The organism is Brumimicrobium sp. (assembly GCA_023957385.1).
GTDB lineage: Bacteria > Bacteroidota > Bacteroidia > Flavobacteriales_D > Crocinitomicaceae > Brumimicrobium.
This window is the reverse complement of record JAMLGZ010000001.1, coordinates 738,223-751,958: the sequence shown is the minus strand read 5'-3', so window position 1 is coordinate 751,958 and position 13,736 is coordinate 738,223. Positions and strand designations below refer to the sequence as shown.

The window sequence follows — 13,736 nt, the reverse complement described above, 5'->3', positions numbered from 1 at the left end:
GCAAAAATAAAAAAATAAAAAAGAGACTCCCACACTAGGGCAGTCTCTTTTTAAGTTATAATAACGAAAAGATATTATTCTTTTGTTTCCTCTTCAGTAGCATTACCTTCTTCAGCTTTTGGCTCTTCAGTTGGAGCTTCAGCAGCAGGTTCTTCAGTAGCTTCTACTTTAGGTTCTTCCACTTTATCTTCAGCTGGTTTTGCTTCTTTTTTAGCTTTAGGTTTTGCTTCTTTTTTAGTTTCTTCAACTACTTCAGCTTCGGTAGCATCAACTTTTTTAGCAGCTCCACCTCCTCTTCTTGAACGACGAGTAGTTTTCTTCTGATCTTTACCACCAGTCATCAATTCGTTGAAATCAACCAATTCAATCATACACATTTCAGCATTATCACCTAATCTGTTTCCTAGACGGATAATACGTAAATATCCCCCTGGTCTGTCAGCAATTTTAGGAGCAATTTCTCTGTATAATTCTGTGATAGCTTCTTTATTTTTTAAGTAACTAAATACTACTCTTCGAGAATGAGTAGAATCCGTTTTTGATTTTGTTAAAAGAGGCTCTAAATATACTCTAAGTGCTTTTGCCTTTGCTACAGTTGTATTGATTCTCTTGTGTTCGATAAGAGAGCAAGCCATATTTGCTAACATCGCTTGGCGGTGTTCTGACTTTCTCCCTAAACTTTTTATCTTATTACCGTGTCTCATTGTTTAATATCTTAATTAGTTATTCTTTATCTAATTTGTACTTAGCAGTGTTCATACCAAAAGACAATCCTTTCGCATCAACTAGATCTTCTAATTCAGTAAGAGATTTCTTACCAAAGTTTCTAAATTTCAATAAATCATTTTTATTGTAAGAAACCAAATCACCTAGTGTATCCACATCAGCTGCCTTTAAGCAGTTTAATGCACGTACAGATAAATCTAAATCAATTAATTTTGTTTTTAATAACTGACGCATGTGAAGAGATGTTTCATCGAATTCTTCTACTTCAGATTTCATTTCACTTTCAAGTGTGATACGCTCGTCAGAGAATAACATGAAGTGATGAATTAGAATCTTAGCTGCTTCTTGTAATGCATCTTTAGGATGAATCGAACCATCAGTTTTAATCTCAAACACTAACTTTTCATAGTCAGTTTTTTGTTCTACACGATAGTTTTCGATAGAATATTTAACATTCTTAACTGGTGTAAAAATAGAATCGATAAAGATTGTTCCTATAGGAGCATTAGAATTTTTATTTTCACTTGCAGGAACATATCCTCTTCCTTTTACAATCTTTAATTCTATATCTAATTTTACAGAAGGATTCATGTTACAAATCACTAAGTCTGGATTTAAAACTTGGAATGCTGTAGTAAATTTACCAATATCTCCAGCACTAAAAGTTTTTTGTCCTCCTATAGAAATGATAACAGTTTCTTCTATTTGATCTTCAATTTGTTGTTTGAAACGAACCTGTTTTAAATTCAAGATAAGTTCAGTAACATCCTCAACAACACCTTTAATTGTAGAGAACTCATGATCTACACCTTCAATTCTAATGGATGAGATTGCAAATCCCTCTAGAGAAGAAAGTAAGATTCTTCTTAAAGCATTTCCAACAGTAATACCATAACCTGGTTCTAACGGACGAAACTCGAATTGACCTTCGTGATCGTCAGATTCAATCATAATTACCTTGTCAGGCTTTTGAAATTCTAAAATTGCCATACTTTTATACGTTAATTATTATTTAGAATATAATTCTACAATTAATTGTTCATTGATATTTTCAGGAATCATATCTCTTGAAGGAAGACTAATGAAAGTTCCTGACATTGAAGCAGCATCCCAACCTAACCAATCATACGTTTTATTGTTAGATGCGATAGAATTGGTAATAGCTTCTAGAGATTTTGATTTTTCTCTTACACCCACTACATCACCTTTTCTTAGTGTATATGAAGGAATGTTAACTACTTCTCCATTTACTGTGATGTGTTTGTGAGATACAAACTGTCTTGCAGCTCTTCTAGTTGTTGCAATACCTAAACGGTACACAGTGTTATCCAAACGAGATTCACATAAAACAAGTAAGTTTTCACCTGTAATTCCTCTTTGGGCAGCAGCTTTTTTATACATATTTTCGAACTGACGTTCCAAAATACCATAAATATATTTTGCTTTTTGTTTTTCTAGCAACTGAATAGAGTATTCTGATTGCTTTCCTCTTCTTTTAGTAGGTCCATGTTGTCCAGGTCCATACTTTTTTCTTTCTAATGCTTTATCCGGTCCAAAAATTGGCTCTCTAAATCTTCTAGCAATTTTTGATTTGGGTCCATTATATCTTGCCATACTATTTTATTTTAAATTACAACTGAGAATTAAGGCTTTTCCTTCGTCAGTATTTATTATTAATTTATTTACAATTAAACTCTTCTACGTTTAGGAGGGCGACAACCATTGTGAGGTAATGGAGTTACGTCTATGATTTCTGTAACTTCAATTCCAGCATTATGGAGTGCACGGATAGCTGATTCTCTACCTGTACCTGGTCCTTTCACATATACTTTTACTCTACGTAATCCGAAGTCATGAGCTTCTCTAGCACAATCCTCTGCAGATACTTGTGCTGCATACGGAGTGTTCTTTTTAGAACCTTTAAAGCCCATTTTTCCAGCTGAAGACCAAGATATAACTTGCCCTTGCGCATTGGTTAAAGAAATAATGACATTGTTGAAGGTAGCTTGGATATGCGCTTCGCCAACAGCATCTACTTTAACATTTTTCTTCTTCTTTTGATTTGCTTTTGCCATAATTAATTATTATTTAGTTGCCTTTTTCTTATTAGCAACAGTTTTTCTCTTACCTTTTCTTGTTCTAGAGTTGTTTTTAGTTCTTTGACCTCTCAAAGGTAACCCAGCTCGATGTCTGATACCTCTGTTGCATCCGATATCCATTAAACGTTTAATATTTAATTGGATTTCTGAACGAAGCGCTCCTTCAACTTTAATTTCGTTAATAGAAGTTCTAATTTTACCTACTTGGTCATCATCCCAATCTGCTACTTTAATATTTTCATCAATTCCATTAGATGTTAATATTTTTTTTGCTTGACTACGACCGATACCATAGATATAAGTCAATCCTATAACCCCTCTTTTGTTTTTTGGTAAATCAATACCTGCGATTCTTGCCATAACTTTAAATTATCTTAACCTTGACGTTGTTTAAACTTAGGATTCTTTTTATTAATCACGTAAACTCTTCCTTTACGTTTTACTATTTTACAATCTTCTGATCGTTTTTTTACTGAAGCTCTTACTTTCATTTTCTTCTTATTTTAGCTTGTAAGCAATTTATTTATATCTGAATGTTATTCTCCCTTTTGATAAATCGTAAGGAGACATTTCGATTCTCACCTTATCTCCAGGAAGTATCTTTATATAGTGCATTCTCATTTTCCCTGATATATGAGCGGTAAGAACATGTCCATTTTCTAATTCAACTCTAAACATTGCATTAGATAATGCTTCTACAATAATTCCGTCCTGCTCAATTGGTTTTTGCTTTGCCATCTATATCTTTTATAATTACATTCCTGACAACTCACCCTGAGTTCTTCTTCCTCTCACTTTAGTTCCTTCCATTAAACCATCATAATGACGATTCAATAAATAAGATTCAATTTGCTGAAGTGTATCCAAGATAACTCCAACAAGAATCAGCAAAGAAGTACCTCCAAAGAAAAGAGCAAATCCATCACCTATTCCAAATTTCACAGCAATAGCAGGAATAATAGCTATCAGAGCAAGGAAAATAGATCCTGGTAAAGTGATTTTTGAAACTAATGCATCAATATAATCAGCAGTTTCATTTCCCGGTCTAATACCTGGGATAAATCCACCATTTCTCTTTAGATCATCAGCCATTTTCTTAGGATTAATCATCAATGCAGTATAGAAATACGTGAATACAATAATTAATAATGCTAACACCAAATTATACCAGAATCCAAAGATTCCAAATTGTTTTTGAATAAACATTACTGGCACTGTCATAATAGCTTGAGCAAAAATGATTGGCATAACCCCAGAAGCGTTCACCTTAATTGGAATATAAGAACGAGCTCCTTGAGCATTTACCATTTCACCCTTTGCACTAGCAACACGTTTTGCATAATTCATAGGTATTTTTCTCACACCTTGAACTATCAATACAGTTGCCATAACAATTACCACAAATGCAAACACTTCAAGAATTACTACAAGTGCAGAACGTTGTGCAGTCTCAGCAACAAAGGATGCTGGGAGTCTTGCGATGATACCAACAGTAATCAATAAAGAAATACCGTTTCCAACACCTCTGTCTGTAATTCTTTCTCCTAACCATACAGCCATCATAGCACCAGCTACTAAAACCAATACTGATTGAATCCACCAAAGAGGAGAATTCATAAACTCAGCAGGGATAGCACCTTTACCTGCAACATAAAGAGAAAGGTATCCAGGCGCTTGAACCGCACAGATAATAATAGTCAAAATACGTGTATAATTATTTATCTGTTTTTGACCACTTTCACCCTCTTGTTGCATTTTCTGAACAGCTGGAACAGCCATTCCTAATAATTGCATGATAATAGAAGCAGAAATATAAGGCATAATACCCAAAGCCATAAATGAAGCGTGTGTAAATCCACCTCCGGATAATAATCCTAATAATCCTTCAATGGTTCCTGCATCAGCCTCAGTGGATAATCTTGAACTATCTACTCCAGGTAAAATTATAAAAGAACCAATTCGGAAAACAAGAATCAAGGAAAAGGTAATTAATAATCTTTTCCTTAGTTCTTCAACTTTCCAAATATGCTTTAAACTGTCTATTAATCTTTTCATTTTTGAAAATTAGTTTGCAAAGTTAATTAGATTTCTGAACATTCGCCACCTTTTGCTTCAATATCTGCTTTAGCAGTAGCGGAAAATTTATGTGCAGTTACATTAACTTTAGATTTTAGTTCTCCTCTTCCAAGGATTTTTACTAATTCTCTATTTCCTAATAGACCGTTTTCACGTAAGATTTCTGGAGTAATCTCAGAAACATTTTTTCTGTCGATTAATTCCTGAATTGCATCTAAATTAACAGCTTTATATTCTGTCTTATTTAGCGGAGTGAAACCGTATTTAGGAACACGTCTTTGAAGAGGCATCTGACCTCCTTCAAATCCAATTTTCTTGCTATATCCTGATCTGGATTTTGCACCTTTATGCCCTCTAGTAGAAGTTCCACCATGACCAGAACCTTGGCCACGTCCAATTCTTTTTTGGTTGTGAGTAGAACCTTTTGCAGGGTTTAAATTATTTAGACTCATCACTTTAATTTTTTAAGATTTTTATTCAACAATTTGTACCAAATGTGGAATCTTAGCAACCATTCCCAAAATTTGTGGAGTTGCTTCTTTTTCAACAACTTGATTTAATTTTCTCAATCCTAATGCTTTTACCGTTTCTTTTTGACGTTGTGTACGGTTAATAGCACTTCTTACCAATTTAATTTTAACTGTATTTGCCATTTCCTTACATTTTAACCATTAAACACTTGTTCGATTGTTATTCCACGTTGTCTAGCTACGCTATGAGCATCTCTTAATTGAGATAAAGCATCGATAGTTGCCTTAACCACATTTGCAGGGTTTGATGAACCTTGTGATTTTGTCAATACATTGTGAATTCCTGCGCTCTCTAATACAGCACGCATAGAACCACCAGCGATTACTCCCGTACCTTCAGATGCTGGTTTTACTAAAACTTTGGCACCACCAAATTTTCCTATCTGAGAGTGAGGAATAGTTTTATTAATAATTGGAACTTTAATAAGGTTCTTCTTTGCGTCTTCAATAGCTTTAGAAATTGCTTCTGTTACTTCATTAGCTTTTCCTAAACCTTGTCCAACGATACCATTTGAATTTCCTACAACCACTACAGCTGAGAAACTAAAAGTACGACCTCCTTTTGTTACCTTAGTAACACGATTAACTGCTACTAATTTATCTACTAATTCTAAATCAGCAGGTTTTACTCTGTTATTAATTTTTGCTGCCATCTTTTAAAATTTTAATCCAGCTTCTCTTGCTGCTTCAGCAAGGGCCTTAACTCTACCATGATACAAATATCCGTTACGATCAAACTGAACAGACTCAATTTTAGAACTCAATGCTTTTTCAGCGATTAATTTCCCAATCATTTTAGCTTGCTCTACTTTGTTAACAGAAGCACACTCTTTAATTTTCTGTGAAGAAGCTGAAACAAGAGTTTCTCCTTTTACATCATTAATTATTTGAGCGTAAATTTGCTTATTACTTCTAAACACTGTCAATCTTGGTAGTGTTTCTGTACCCGAAATATTTTTTCGGATACGTTTCTTAATTTTAGCTCTTCTCGCTATTTTACTAAATGCCATTTCTTACTATTTAATTAAGGTTATTTTTTACCAGCTGATTTACCAGCTTTCTTTCTAACAAACTCACCTTGAAGGCGAATACCTTTACCTTTATAAGGTTCAGGTTTACGGAAGGAACGAATTTTGGCAGCGACTTGTCCTAACAACTGTTTATCAGCTGATTCTAATGTAATCACTGGTGCTTTACCTTTTTGGGTTTCAGCAGTTACCTTAATTTCACTAGGAACTTCAAGAACTATAGGGTGAGCATAACCAAGCGCTAAAGTCAAAATTTGACCAGTAGCTTCTGCACGGTATCCAACTCCTATAACTTCAAGTACCTTTTTGTACCCTTCCGATACGCCCACTACCATATTAGCAGTCAAAGCTCGGTATAAACCATGCTTTGATCTATGTTCAGGGGCATCCGATACGCGGTCAAATGTTAATGTACCATCCTCGATCTTAACTGTTACACAATCGTCCATTTCTTGTGATAAAACACCTTTTGAACCCTTAACAGTCATGAGGTTTCCATCCATTTTTATTTCTACTCCACTCGGGATTATTACTGGGGATTTACCTATCCTTGACATTTTTTATTGATACTTTATAAATTAATAAACATAACATAATACCTCGCCTCCGATATTTTGTTGTCTAGCTTCTTTATCAGTCATAACACCCTTAGATGTAGAGATGATAGCGATACCAAGACCGTCTAATACACGAGGTAATTCTTTTGAATTGCAATATTTTCTCAATCCAGGAGAAGAAACCCTTTCCAATTTAGTAATTGCAGGGACTTTAGTCGTTGGATTATATTTTAATGCAATTTTAATTACATTTTGAGGAGCTTTTTCTTCAACTAAGAAGTTAGCAATATATCCTTTTTCAAAAAGGATTTTAGCCATTGCAACTTTAGTTCCAGATGAAGGAATCTCCACCATTTTTTTATTTACGCTACTCGCATTTCTAATACGAGTTAGGAAATCTGCTATTGGATCTGTATTCATATCTTTTTCTTACTATAGAATTACCAACTTGCTTTTTTAACACCAGGAATCATACCTGCAAGAGCCATTTCTCTGAATGTTACCCTTGAGATTCCAAATTGTCTGATATAACCTCTAGGTCTTCCAGTTAAATTACAACGATTATGTAATCTTACTTTAGAAGAATTTGCAGGGAGTTTTTGTAAAGCATCCCAATCTCCTGCTTCCTTTAGTGCTTTTCTTTTCTGAGCGTATTTAGCAACTAGTGCTTCTCTTTTACGCTCACGAGCTTTCATTGATTCTTTTGCCATATTCTATTATCTTTTTGTAAATGGAAAACCAAAAGCTTCTAATAATGCTTTTGCCTCTTCGTCATTCTCAGCTGAAGTAACGAAAGTGATATCCATTCCTAAAATTTTATTTACTTTATCAATATCCATTTCTGGAAAAATGATGTGTTCTTTAACACCCATATTGAAATTACCTCTTCCATCAAAACCTTTAACAGGAACTCCTTTAAAGTCACGTGTACGAGGTAAAGCAATAGAAATCAATCTGTCTAAGAAATCATACATATTATCTCCACGAAGAGTCACTTTTGTTCCAATAGGAACTCCCTTTCTTAATTTAAAGTTAGAGATATCCTTCTTAGAATAAGTAGCGATTGCCTTCTGTCCGGAAATCATACTGATATCTTCGATTGCAGCATCAACAATTTTTTTATCTGCAACAGCTTCTCCCAACCCTTGAGAAAGAATAATCTTTTCAAGTTTTGGTACGCGCATTACGGTTTTATAACCGAATTGCTTTTGTAAAGCAGAAACTATCTCTGCTTTATACTTCTCTTTTAATCTCGGCGTATAACTCATTACTTAATTTCTTGTCCGGTTTTTTTAGCGTAACGAACTAGTTTTCCATCCTTGTTTTCTTTACGTCCAACACGAGTTGGTTCGTTTCCAACTACAAGCATGAGGTTAGAAATGTGAAGACCCGCTTCTTTCTCCACAATACCACCTTTAGGGTTAGCTGCATCAGGTTTAGAGTGACGTTTTACAACGTTTGCTCCACGAACTGTAGCTCTATCTTTCTTTTTATCAATAGAAAGAACTTCCCCTTGATGACCACGGTGCTCTCCGCTAATAACCTTAACGGTATCACCTACTTTAATATTAAATTTCTTCTGCATATTGCTATAATTTTAAAGTACTTCAGGAGCTAATGATACAATCTTCATATAATTGTTATCACGAAGCTCTCTGGCTACTGGTCCAAAAATACGAGTACCTCTCATCTCGTTTGATTGGTTTAATAAAACCACTGCATTATCATCGAAACGAATGTATGAACCATCTACACGACGGATCGCTGTCTTCGTTCTTACTACTACTGCCTTAGTAACTTGTCCTTTCTTTACGTTACCAGAGGGCAATGCGCTTTTAACAGTAACGACGATTTTATCGCCAACAGAGGCATAACGACGTCTTGTTCCGCCTAATACACGGATACACAAAACTTCTTTTGCACCACTGTTATCTGCTACTTTAAGCCTTGACTCTTGTTGTATCATTACAATAAATTATTTAGCTCTTTCAATAATTTCAATTAATCTCCAATTTTTTGTCTTAGACAAAGGACGGCACTCACGGATAAGAACAGTATCTCCTACGTGGCACTCGTTTTTTTCGTCGTGAGCGACAAATTTACTGGATTTTTTAACGAATTTACCATACTTTGGGTGTTTTACTTTTCTTTCAACTGTGATAACAATAGATTTATCCATTGCTTCACTCGTAACAATCCCAATTCTTTCTTTTCTTAAATGTTGATTTTCCATATCAAATCAATTTCACAATTACGCCAATTAATTTTGGACTTTTCTTTTAGACAATTCTGTATTAATTCTTGCAATCGCCTTACGAATATTTCTAATTTGCATAGGATTTTCCAATGGAGAAATTCTATGATTAGCAATTAATTTCTTTAATGACTCTAATGAGTTATCAAGACGATCTCTTAAATCTTGATCAGATAATTGAACTATTTCTTCTTGTTTCATATTCGTACTTATTTAGTAGGGATTACATAATCAGGTCTAGTAATGAACTTACATTTTACCGGTAATTTTTGAGCAGCCAAACGAAGAGCTTCTTTTGCAACTTCATAAGGAACTCCATCCGCTTCAAATATAATTCGACCTGGTCTTACTACAGCCACCCAGTGACTAGGTGCTCCTTTTCCTTTACCCATACGAACCTCAGCTGGTTTAGATGTAACTGATTTGTCTGGGAAAATACGTATCCATACTCTTCCTTCACGTTTCATATAACGTGTAACAGCGATACGAGCAGCCTCGATTTGTCTTGATGTAATCCAAGCTGGCTCCAGAGATTTTATAGCAAAAGATCCGAAATCAACAGTACTTCCTCTGTAAGCAAGTCCTTTATTTCTTCCTTTTTGCGGTTTTCTAAATTTGGTTTTCTTTGGTGATAACATTTTTTCTAATGATTTTCAGATTAAACTTATCTTTTCTTTCTTTTGGCACCACCACGTTTACCTCCTTTCTTCTTTTGAGAATCCAGTCCAATATTCGGTGATAAATCACGCTTTCCATAAACTTCACCTTTACAAATCCACACTTTCAAACCGATACGGCCATAAGTTGTGTGAGCTTCTGCTAAAGCATAGTCAATATCAGCTCGGAAAGTATGAAGAGGTGTACGGCCCTCTTTGTACATTTCGTCACGTGCCATTTCAGCGCCATTTAAACGACCTGAAATTTTAACTTTTATTCCTTCCGCTCCCATTCTCATGGTTGAAGCTACAGCCATTTTAATAGCTCTACGGAAAGAAATACGTGCTTGAATTTGATGAGCAATGTTATCAGCAACCAACTGAGCATCCAATTCCGGACGTTTAATCTCATAAATGTTGATCTGAATTTCTTTACCTGTCAACTTCTTAAGCTCTTCTTTGAGCTTATCTACCTCTTGACCACCTTTACCAATAATCACTCCTGGACGTGAAGTATTGATAGTTACAGTAACCAATTTTAAGGTTCTTTCAATGATAATTTTTGAGATGCTTGCATTAGACAATCTAGCTTTTAGATATTTTCTAATTTTATCATCCTCAACAATTTTATCAGAATAGTCAAATCCACCATACCAGTTAGAATCCCAACCATGGATAAAACCTAATCTATTTCCTATCGGATTCGTTTTTTGTCCCATATTCTAATTTTTTACACCGTCCACAACGATTCGTACGTGGTTGGATCTTTTTCTAATTCTATTTGCTCTACCTTGAGCTCTTGGTCTAATTCTCTTCAACATACCTGCCTCAGATACTTCAATAGTTTTCACTACTAATTCTTCGCTTTCAATGCTTTTATCTTCATTTTTAGCTTCCCAATTAGCAATTGCGGATCGTAATAAAGTAGATAAACTTTTAGAAGCAACTCTTGGATTATGTTGTAAAATATTTAACGCTTTATTTACTTCTACTCCACGAATTAAATCAGCTACTGATCTCATCTTTCTAGGAGCAATAGGAGAGTTTCTTAAAATTGCAAATGCAATCAGTTTGTTCTCTGCCTTTCTTTCTTCTGCTTTTAATCTTTTTCTAGCACCCATAATTCAGAGTTTTATCTTTTTTTATCTTTTTTATTACCGGCATGTCCTCGGAAAATACGAGTTGGTGCAAATTCACCAAATTTATGACCTACCATATTTTCAGTTACATAAACAGGAATAAATTTATTTCCATTATGTACAGCTACTGTCAAGCCCACGAATTCAGGAGTGATAGTTGATGCTCTAGACCAAGTCTTAATCACATTCTTAGAATTAGAAGCTTGAGCTGCTTCTGCTCTTTGCATTAATTTATAATGAACAAAAGGAGGTTTTTTTAACGAACGACTCATATCCTATTTCTTTCTTTTCTCAATAATGAATTTATTTGAATACTTCTTAGGAGCTCTCGTTTTGTATCCTTTAGCAGGAATACCGTTACGAGATCTAGGATGTCCACCTGAGTGACGTCCTTCTCCACCACCCATTGGGTGATCTACTGGGTTCATAACAACACCTCTTACACGAGGTCTTCTACCAAGCCATCTAGAACGACCAGCTTTACCTGAAACAGTTAAACTGTGTTCGTGATTTGATACAGTACCAATAGTAGCTAAACAAGTAGTTAATATCATTCTTACCTCACCTGAAGGCATTCTGAAGATACCATACTTCCCGTCTCTAGCCATTAATACGGCATACGTTCCAGCTCCACGAGCAATCACTCCACCATTACCTGGTTTCATTTCAACATTATGAACAGAAGTTCCAAGAGGAATATCAGCAACAAACATAGCATTACCAATATTTGGAGTAGCATTCTTTCCAGAAAGTACCTCATCTCCAACTTTTAACCCATCAGGAGCAAGAATATAACGCTTTTCACCATCTTTATAGAATAGTAAAGCAATATTTGCTGTACGATTTGGATCGTACTCAATCGCCTTTACAGTTGCAGGTATATCCATCTTATCTCTCTTAAAATCGATAATACGATATTTCTGCTTATGACCTCCTCCAATGTATCGCATTGTCATACGACCTTTAGAGTTACGACCACCAGTCTTAGACTTCTTAGAAATCAATGATTTCTCAGGAGTTGACTTAGTAATCTCTTTACTGTCAAGGATGATTTTACGTCTTTGCCCTGGAGTTGTAGGCTTAAACTTTTTAAGACTCATCTTTTAAATTAATTAAACATTAGTAAATAAATCAATCGTTTCTCCCTCAGCAACAGTTACAATCGCTTTTTTAGTACGACTGCTACGTTGTGTAACGATACCTTTGTTAGTATATTTAACAGAGGATTTGCCACCGCCATAATTCATGGTGCGAACAGAGTTAACTGTTACGCCATACATGTTCTCGACGGCTTTCTTAATTTCAATTTTATTTGCTCTGATATCAACGATAAACGAGAAACGATTGTTTTTTTCGCTCGCGTATGTCGCTTTTTCTGTGATAACAGGCTTCTTAATTATGGTGTTAATCATCACTAATTAGTTTAAAATCTTTTCAATAACTTCAACTGCTTCTTTTGCAATAACTAACTTTTTAGCGTTCATAACGTCAAAAGTATTTAATGAATCTGCAGTTATAACTTTTGCTTTTTCAATGTTTCTAGAAGACAAATATGTATTCTTATCGTGTTCTCCTACAACAAATAAAACTTTCTCACTATCCATCTTTAAAGCTTTTAAAACAGCAATAAAATCTTTTGTTTTAGGAGCATCAAATTTTAATCCTTCTAATACGATGATTCCATCTTCTTTTGCTTTATAAGACAATGCAGAACGTCTTGCAACTCTCTTTAACTTTGTGTTTAATTTAAAGCTATAATCTCTTGGTCTAGGTCCGAATACAGTACCACCTCCAACAAATACAGGACTCTTCAAAGATCCTGCACGTGCTCCACCGGTACCTTTTTGTTTCTTAATCTTTCTAGTACTTAAGTTAACCTCCGCTCTTTCTTTAGATTTATGAGTACCTTGACGTTTATTAGCTAAATATTGTTTTACATCTAAATAAATCGCGTGATCATTTGGCTCAATTGCATAAATTGAGTCAGAAAGGGTCACTTTTGATGTAGTAGCTTTTCCTTTAATATCTAATACTTTTGCTTCCATTACTTCTCAATTAATACTGTTGAACCTTTAGCTCCTGGTACAGAACCTTTAATTACCAAAATATTCTTTTCAGCTAGAACTTTTAAAACCTGAAGGTTTTCAATTGTAACACGAGCATTACCCATGTGACCAGCCATTCTCTTACCTTTCTGAACTTTACTAGGTGTAGAAGCCATACCAATAGAACCTGGTTTTCTAACCATACTAAATTGACCGTGGCTTCTTTCAGAACCAGCGAAGTTATGTCTTTTCACAACTCCTTGGAATCCTTTTCCTTTAGAAGTTCCTACAACATTAACGAATTCACCTTCAGTGAAGATAGAGGCATCTACAACTTCGCCTAATTTCAATTCTTGTTCAAAATCACAAAATTCTACAACATCCGTTTTTGGAGTTGTATTTGCTTTTTTGAAGTGACCTTTTAAAGCATTTGGAGTATTTTTTTCTTTTCTTTCTCCAAAAGCTAGCTGGATAGCATCATATCCATCTCTGTCGCTCGTTTTAACTTGCGTTACAACGCAAGGACCAGCTTCTATCACTGTGCATGGTGTTGCCTTACCCTCGGCACTGTAAATGCTAGTCATTCCGACTTTTTTTCCAATTATACCTGGCATACTTTATTTTTT

General features: G+C 34.9%; 28 protein-coding genes. All 28 read right to left on the bottom strand.

Going from position 1 to position 13,736, the window contains the following annotated elements; all coding sequences use genetic code 11:
* Positions 1-74: 74 nt before the first annotated feature.
* The 28 genes from rplQ to rplC all read right to left on the bottom strand — a co-directional run bounded on the left by rplQ (position 75) and on the right by rplC (position 13,724).
* On the bottom strand, positions 75-704 hold the full coding sequence (gene rplQ, locus M9897_03250; GenBank protein MCO5267896.1) for a 50S ribosomal protein L17: 630 nt from the start codon (positions 702-704) through the stop codon (positions 75-77).
* Positions 705-723: 19 nt separating this feature from the next.
* On the bottom strand, positions 724-1,716 hold the full coding sequence (locus M9897_03245) for a DNA-directed RNA polymerase subunit alpha (protein MCO5267895.1): 993 nt from the start codon (positions 1,714-1,716) through the stop codon (positions 724-726).
* Positions 1,717-1,734: 18 nt separating this feature from the next.
* On the bottom strand, positions 1,735-2,340 hold the full coding sequence (gene rpsD / locus M9897_03240; GenBank protein MCO5267894.1) for a 30S ribosomal protein S4: 606 nt from the start codon (positions 2,338-2,340) through the stop codon (positions 1,735-1,737).
* A gap of 74 nt (positions 2,341-2,414) precedes the next feature.
* Positions 2,415-2,801, bottom strand: a complete 387-nt coding sequence (rpsK, locus tag M9897_03235) for a 30S ribosomal protein S11 (protein ID MCO5267893.1) — start codon at positions 2,799-2,801, stop codon at positions 2,415-2,417.
* Between the two features lie 9 nt (positions 2,802-2,810).
* Positions 2,811-3,185 carry a 30S ribosomal protein S13 gene (rpsM, locus tag M9897_03230; protein ID MCO5267892.1) on the bottom strand — a complete coding sequence of 125 codons (375 nt, stop codon included), beginning with the start codon at positions 3,183-3,185 and terminating at the stop codon, positions 2,811-2,813.
* 14 nt (positions 3,186-3,199) lie between these two features.
* Positions 3,200-3,316 (bottom strand): type B 50S ribosomal protein L36, encoded by a 117-nt coding sequence (gene ykgO / locus M9897_03225; GenBank protein MCO5267891.1) that lies wholly within the window; start codon positions 3,314-3,316, stop codon positions 3,200-3,202.
* A 28-nt stretch (positions 3,317-3,344) separates the two neighbouring features.
* Positions 3,345-3,563 (bottom strand): translation initiation factor IF-1, encoded by a 219-nt coding sequence (gene infA / locus M9897_03220; protein MCO5267890.1) that lies wholly within the window; start codon positions 3,561-3,563, stop codon positions 3,345-3,347.
* A gap of 15 nt (positions 3,564-3,578) precedes the next feature.
* On the bottom strand, positions 3,579-4,880 hold the full coding sequence (secY, locus tag M9897_03215) for a preprotein translocase subunit SecY (protein MCO5267889.1): 1,302 nt from the start codon (positions 4,878-4,880) through the stop codon (positions 3,579-3,581).
* 26 nt (positions 4,881-4,906) lie between these two features.
* A complete protein-coding gene (rplO, locus tag M9897_03210; protein MCO5267888.1) occupies positions 4,907-5,353 on the bottom strand; it encodes a 50S ribosomal protein L15 in 447 nt (148 codons plus the stop codon).
* 21 nt (positions 5,354-5,374) lie between these two features.
* Positions 5,375-5,554: a 50S ribosomal protein L30 gene (gene rpmD / locus M9897_03205; GenBank protein ID MCO5267887.1), complete on the bottom strand. Its 180-nt coding sequence runs from the start codon at positions 5,552-5,554 to the stop codon at positions 5,375-5,377.
* Positions 5,555-5,565: 11 nt separating this feature from the next.
* Complete coding sequence (gene rpsE, locus M9897_03200; GenBank protein ID MCO5267886.1) at positions 5,566-6,084, bottom strand: 30S ribosomal protein S5; 519 nt, start codon at positions 6,082-6,084, stop codon at positions 5,566-5,568.
* A gap of 3 nt (positions 6,085-6,087) precedes the next feature.
* Positions 6,088-6,441: a 50S ribosomal protein L18 gene (rplR, locus tag M9897_03195; protein MCO5267885.1), complete on the bottom strand. Its 354-nt coding sequence runs from the start codon at positions 6,439-6,441 to the stop codon at positions 6,088-6,090.
* 20 nt (positions 6,442-6,461) lie between these two features.
* Positions 6,462-7,016 carry a 50S ribosomal protein L6 gene (gene rplF / locus M9897_03190; protein ID MCO5267884.1) on the bottom strand — a complete coding sequence of 185 codons (555 nt, stop codon included), beginning with the start codon at positions 7,014-7,016 and terminating at the stop codon, positions 6,462-6,464.
* A 21-nt stretch (positions 7,017-7,037) separates the two neighbouring features.
* Positions 7,038-7,436, bottom strand: coding sequence for a 30S ribosomal protein S8 (gene rpsH, locus M9897_03185; protein ID MCO5267883.1), 399 nt, complete (start codon positions 7,434-7,436; stop codon positions 7,038-7,040).
* A 20-nt stretch (positions 7,437-7,456) separates the two neighbouring features.
* Entirely contained in the window at positions 7,457-7,726 is a 270-nt protein-coding gene (gene rpsN / locus M9897_03180) for a 30S ribosomal protein S14 (GenBank protein MCO5267882.1), read from the bottom strand.
* A gap of 6 nt (positions 7,727-7,732) precedes the next feature.
* A complete protein-coding gene (rplE, locus tag M9897_03175; protein ID MCO5267881.1) occupies positions 7,733-8,284 on the bottom strand; it encodes a 50S ribosomal protein L5 in 552 nt (183 codons plus the stop codon).
* Positions 8,284-8,601 carry a 50S ribosomal protein L24 gene (gene rplX / locus M9897_03170; GenBank protein ID MCO5267880.1) on the bottom strand — a complete coding sequence of 106 codons (318 nt, stop codon included), beginning with the start codon at positions 8,599-8,601 and terminating at the stop codon, positions 8,284-8,286. The genes rplE and rplX overlap by 1 nt, the downstream gene beginning before the upstream one ends.
* A gap of 12 nt (positions 8,602-8,613) precedes the next feature.
* Positions 8,614-8,982, bottom strand: coding sequence for a 50S ribosomal protein L14 (gene rplN / locus M9897_03165; protein ID MCO5267879.1), 369 nt, complete (start codon positions 8,980-8,982; stop codon positions 8,614-8,616).
* Positions 8,983-8,991: 9 nt separating this feature from the next.
* Positions 8,992-9,249 (bottom strand): 30S ribosomal protein S17, encoded by a 258-nt coding sequence (rpsQ, locus tag M9897_03160; GenBank protein ID MCO5267878.1) that lies wholly within the window; start codon positions 9,247-9,249, stop codon positions 8,992-8,994.
* A gap of 27 nt (positions 9,250-9,276) precedes the next feature.
* Positions 9,277-9,471: a 50S ribosomal protein L29 gene (rpmC, locus tag M9897_03155; GenBank protein ID MCO5267877.1), complete on the bottom strand. Its 195-nt coding sequence runs from the start codon at positions 9,469-9,471 to the stop codon at positions 9,277-9,279.
* An 8-nt stretch (positions 9,472-9,479) separates the two neighbouring features.
* Positions 9,480-9,908 carry a 50S ribosomal protein L16 gene (rplP, locus tag M9897_03150; GenBank protein ID MCO5267876.1) on the bottom strand — a complete coding sequence of 143 codons (429 nt, stop codon included), beginning with the start codon at positions 9,906-9,908 and terminating at the stop codon, positions 9,480-9,482.
* Between the two features lie 26 nt (positions 9,909-9,934).
* Entirely contained in the window at positions 9,935-10,645 is a 711-nt protein-coding gene (gene rpsC / locus M9897_03145) for a 30S ribosomal protein S3 (protein ID MCO5267875.1), read from the bottom strand.
* A 3-nt stretch (positions 10,646-10,648) separates the two neighbouring features.
* A complete protein-coding gene (gene rplV / locus M9897_03140) occupies positions 10,649-11,047 on the bottom strand; it encodes a 50S ribosomal protein L22 (protein ID MCO5267874.1) in 399 nt (132 codons plus the stop codon).
* Between the two features lie 11 nt (positions 11,048-11,058).
* Positions 11,059-11,337: a 30S ribosomal protein S19 gene (gene rpsS / locus M9897_03135; GenBank protein ID MCO5267873.1), complete on the bottom strand. Its 279-nt coding sequence runs from the start codon at positions 11,335-11,337 to the stop codon at positions 11,059-11,061.
* 3 nt (positions 11,338-11,340) lie between these two features.
* Positions 11,341-12,165 (bottom strand): 50S ribosomal protein L2, encoded by an 825-nt coding sequence (gene rplB / locus M9897_03130; protein ID MCO5267872.1) that lies wholly within the window; start codon positions 12,163-12,165, stop codon positions 11,341-11,343.
* A gap of 12 nt (positions 12,166-12,177) precedes the next feature.
* A complete protein-coding gene (gene rplW / locus M9897_03125) occupies positions 12,178-12,477 on the bottom strand; it encodes a 50S ribosomal protein L23 (GenBank protein ID MCO5267871.1) in 300 nt (99 codons plus the stop codon).
* Between the two features lie 6 nt (positions 12,478-12,483).
* Positions 12,484-13,110 carry a 50S ribosomal protein L4 gene (gene rplD, locus M9897_03120; GenBank protein MCO5267870.1) on the bottom strand — a complete coding sequence of 209 codons (627 nt, stop codon included), beginning with the start codon at positions 13,108-13,110 and terminating at the stop codon, positions 12,484-12,486.
* Entirely contained in the window at positions 13,110-13,724 is a 615-nt protein-coding gene (gene rplC / locus M9897_03115) for a 50S ribosomal protein L3 (protein MCO5267869.1), read from the bottom strand. The genes rplD and rplC overlap by 1 nt, the downstream gene beginning before the upstream one ends.
* Positions 13,725-13,736: the final 12 nt, after the last annotated feature.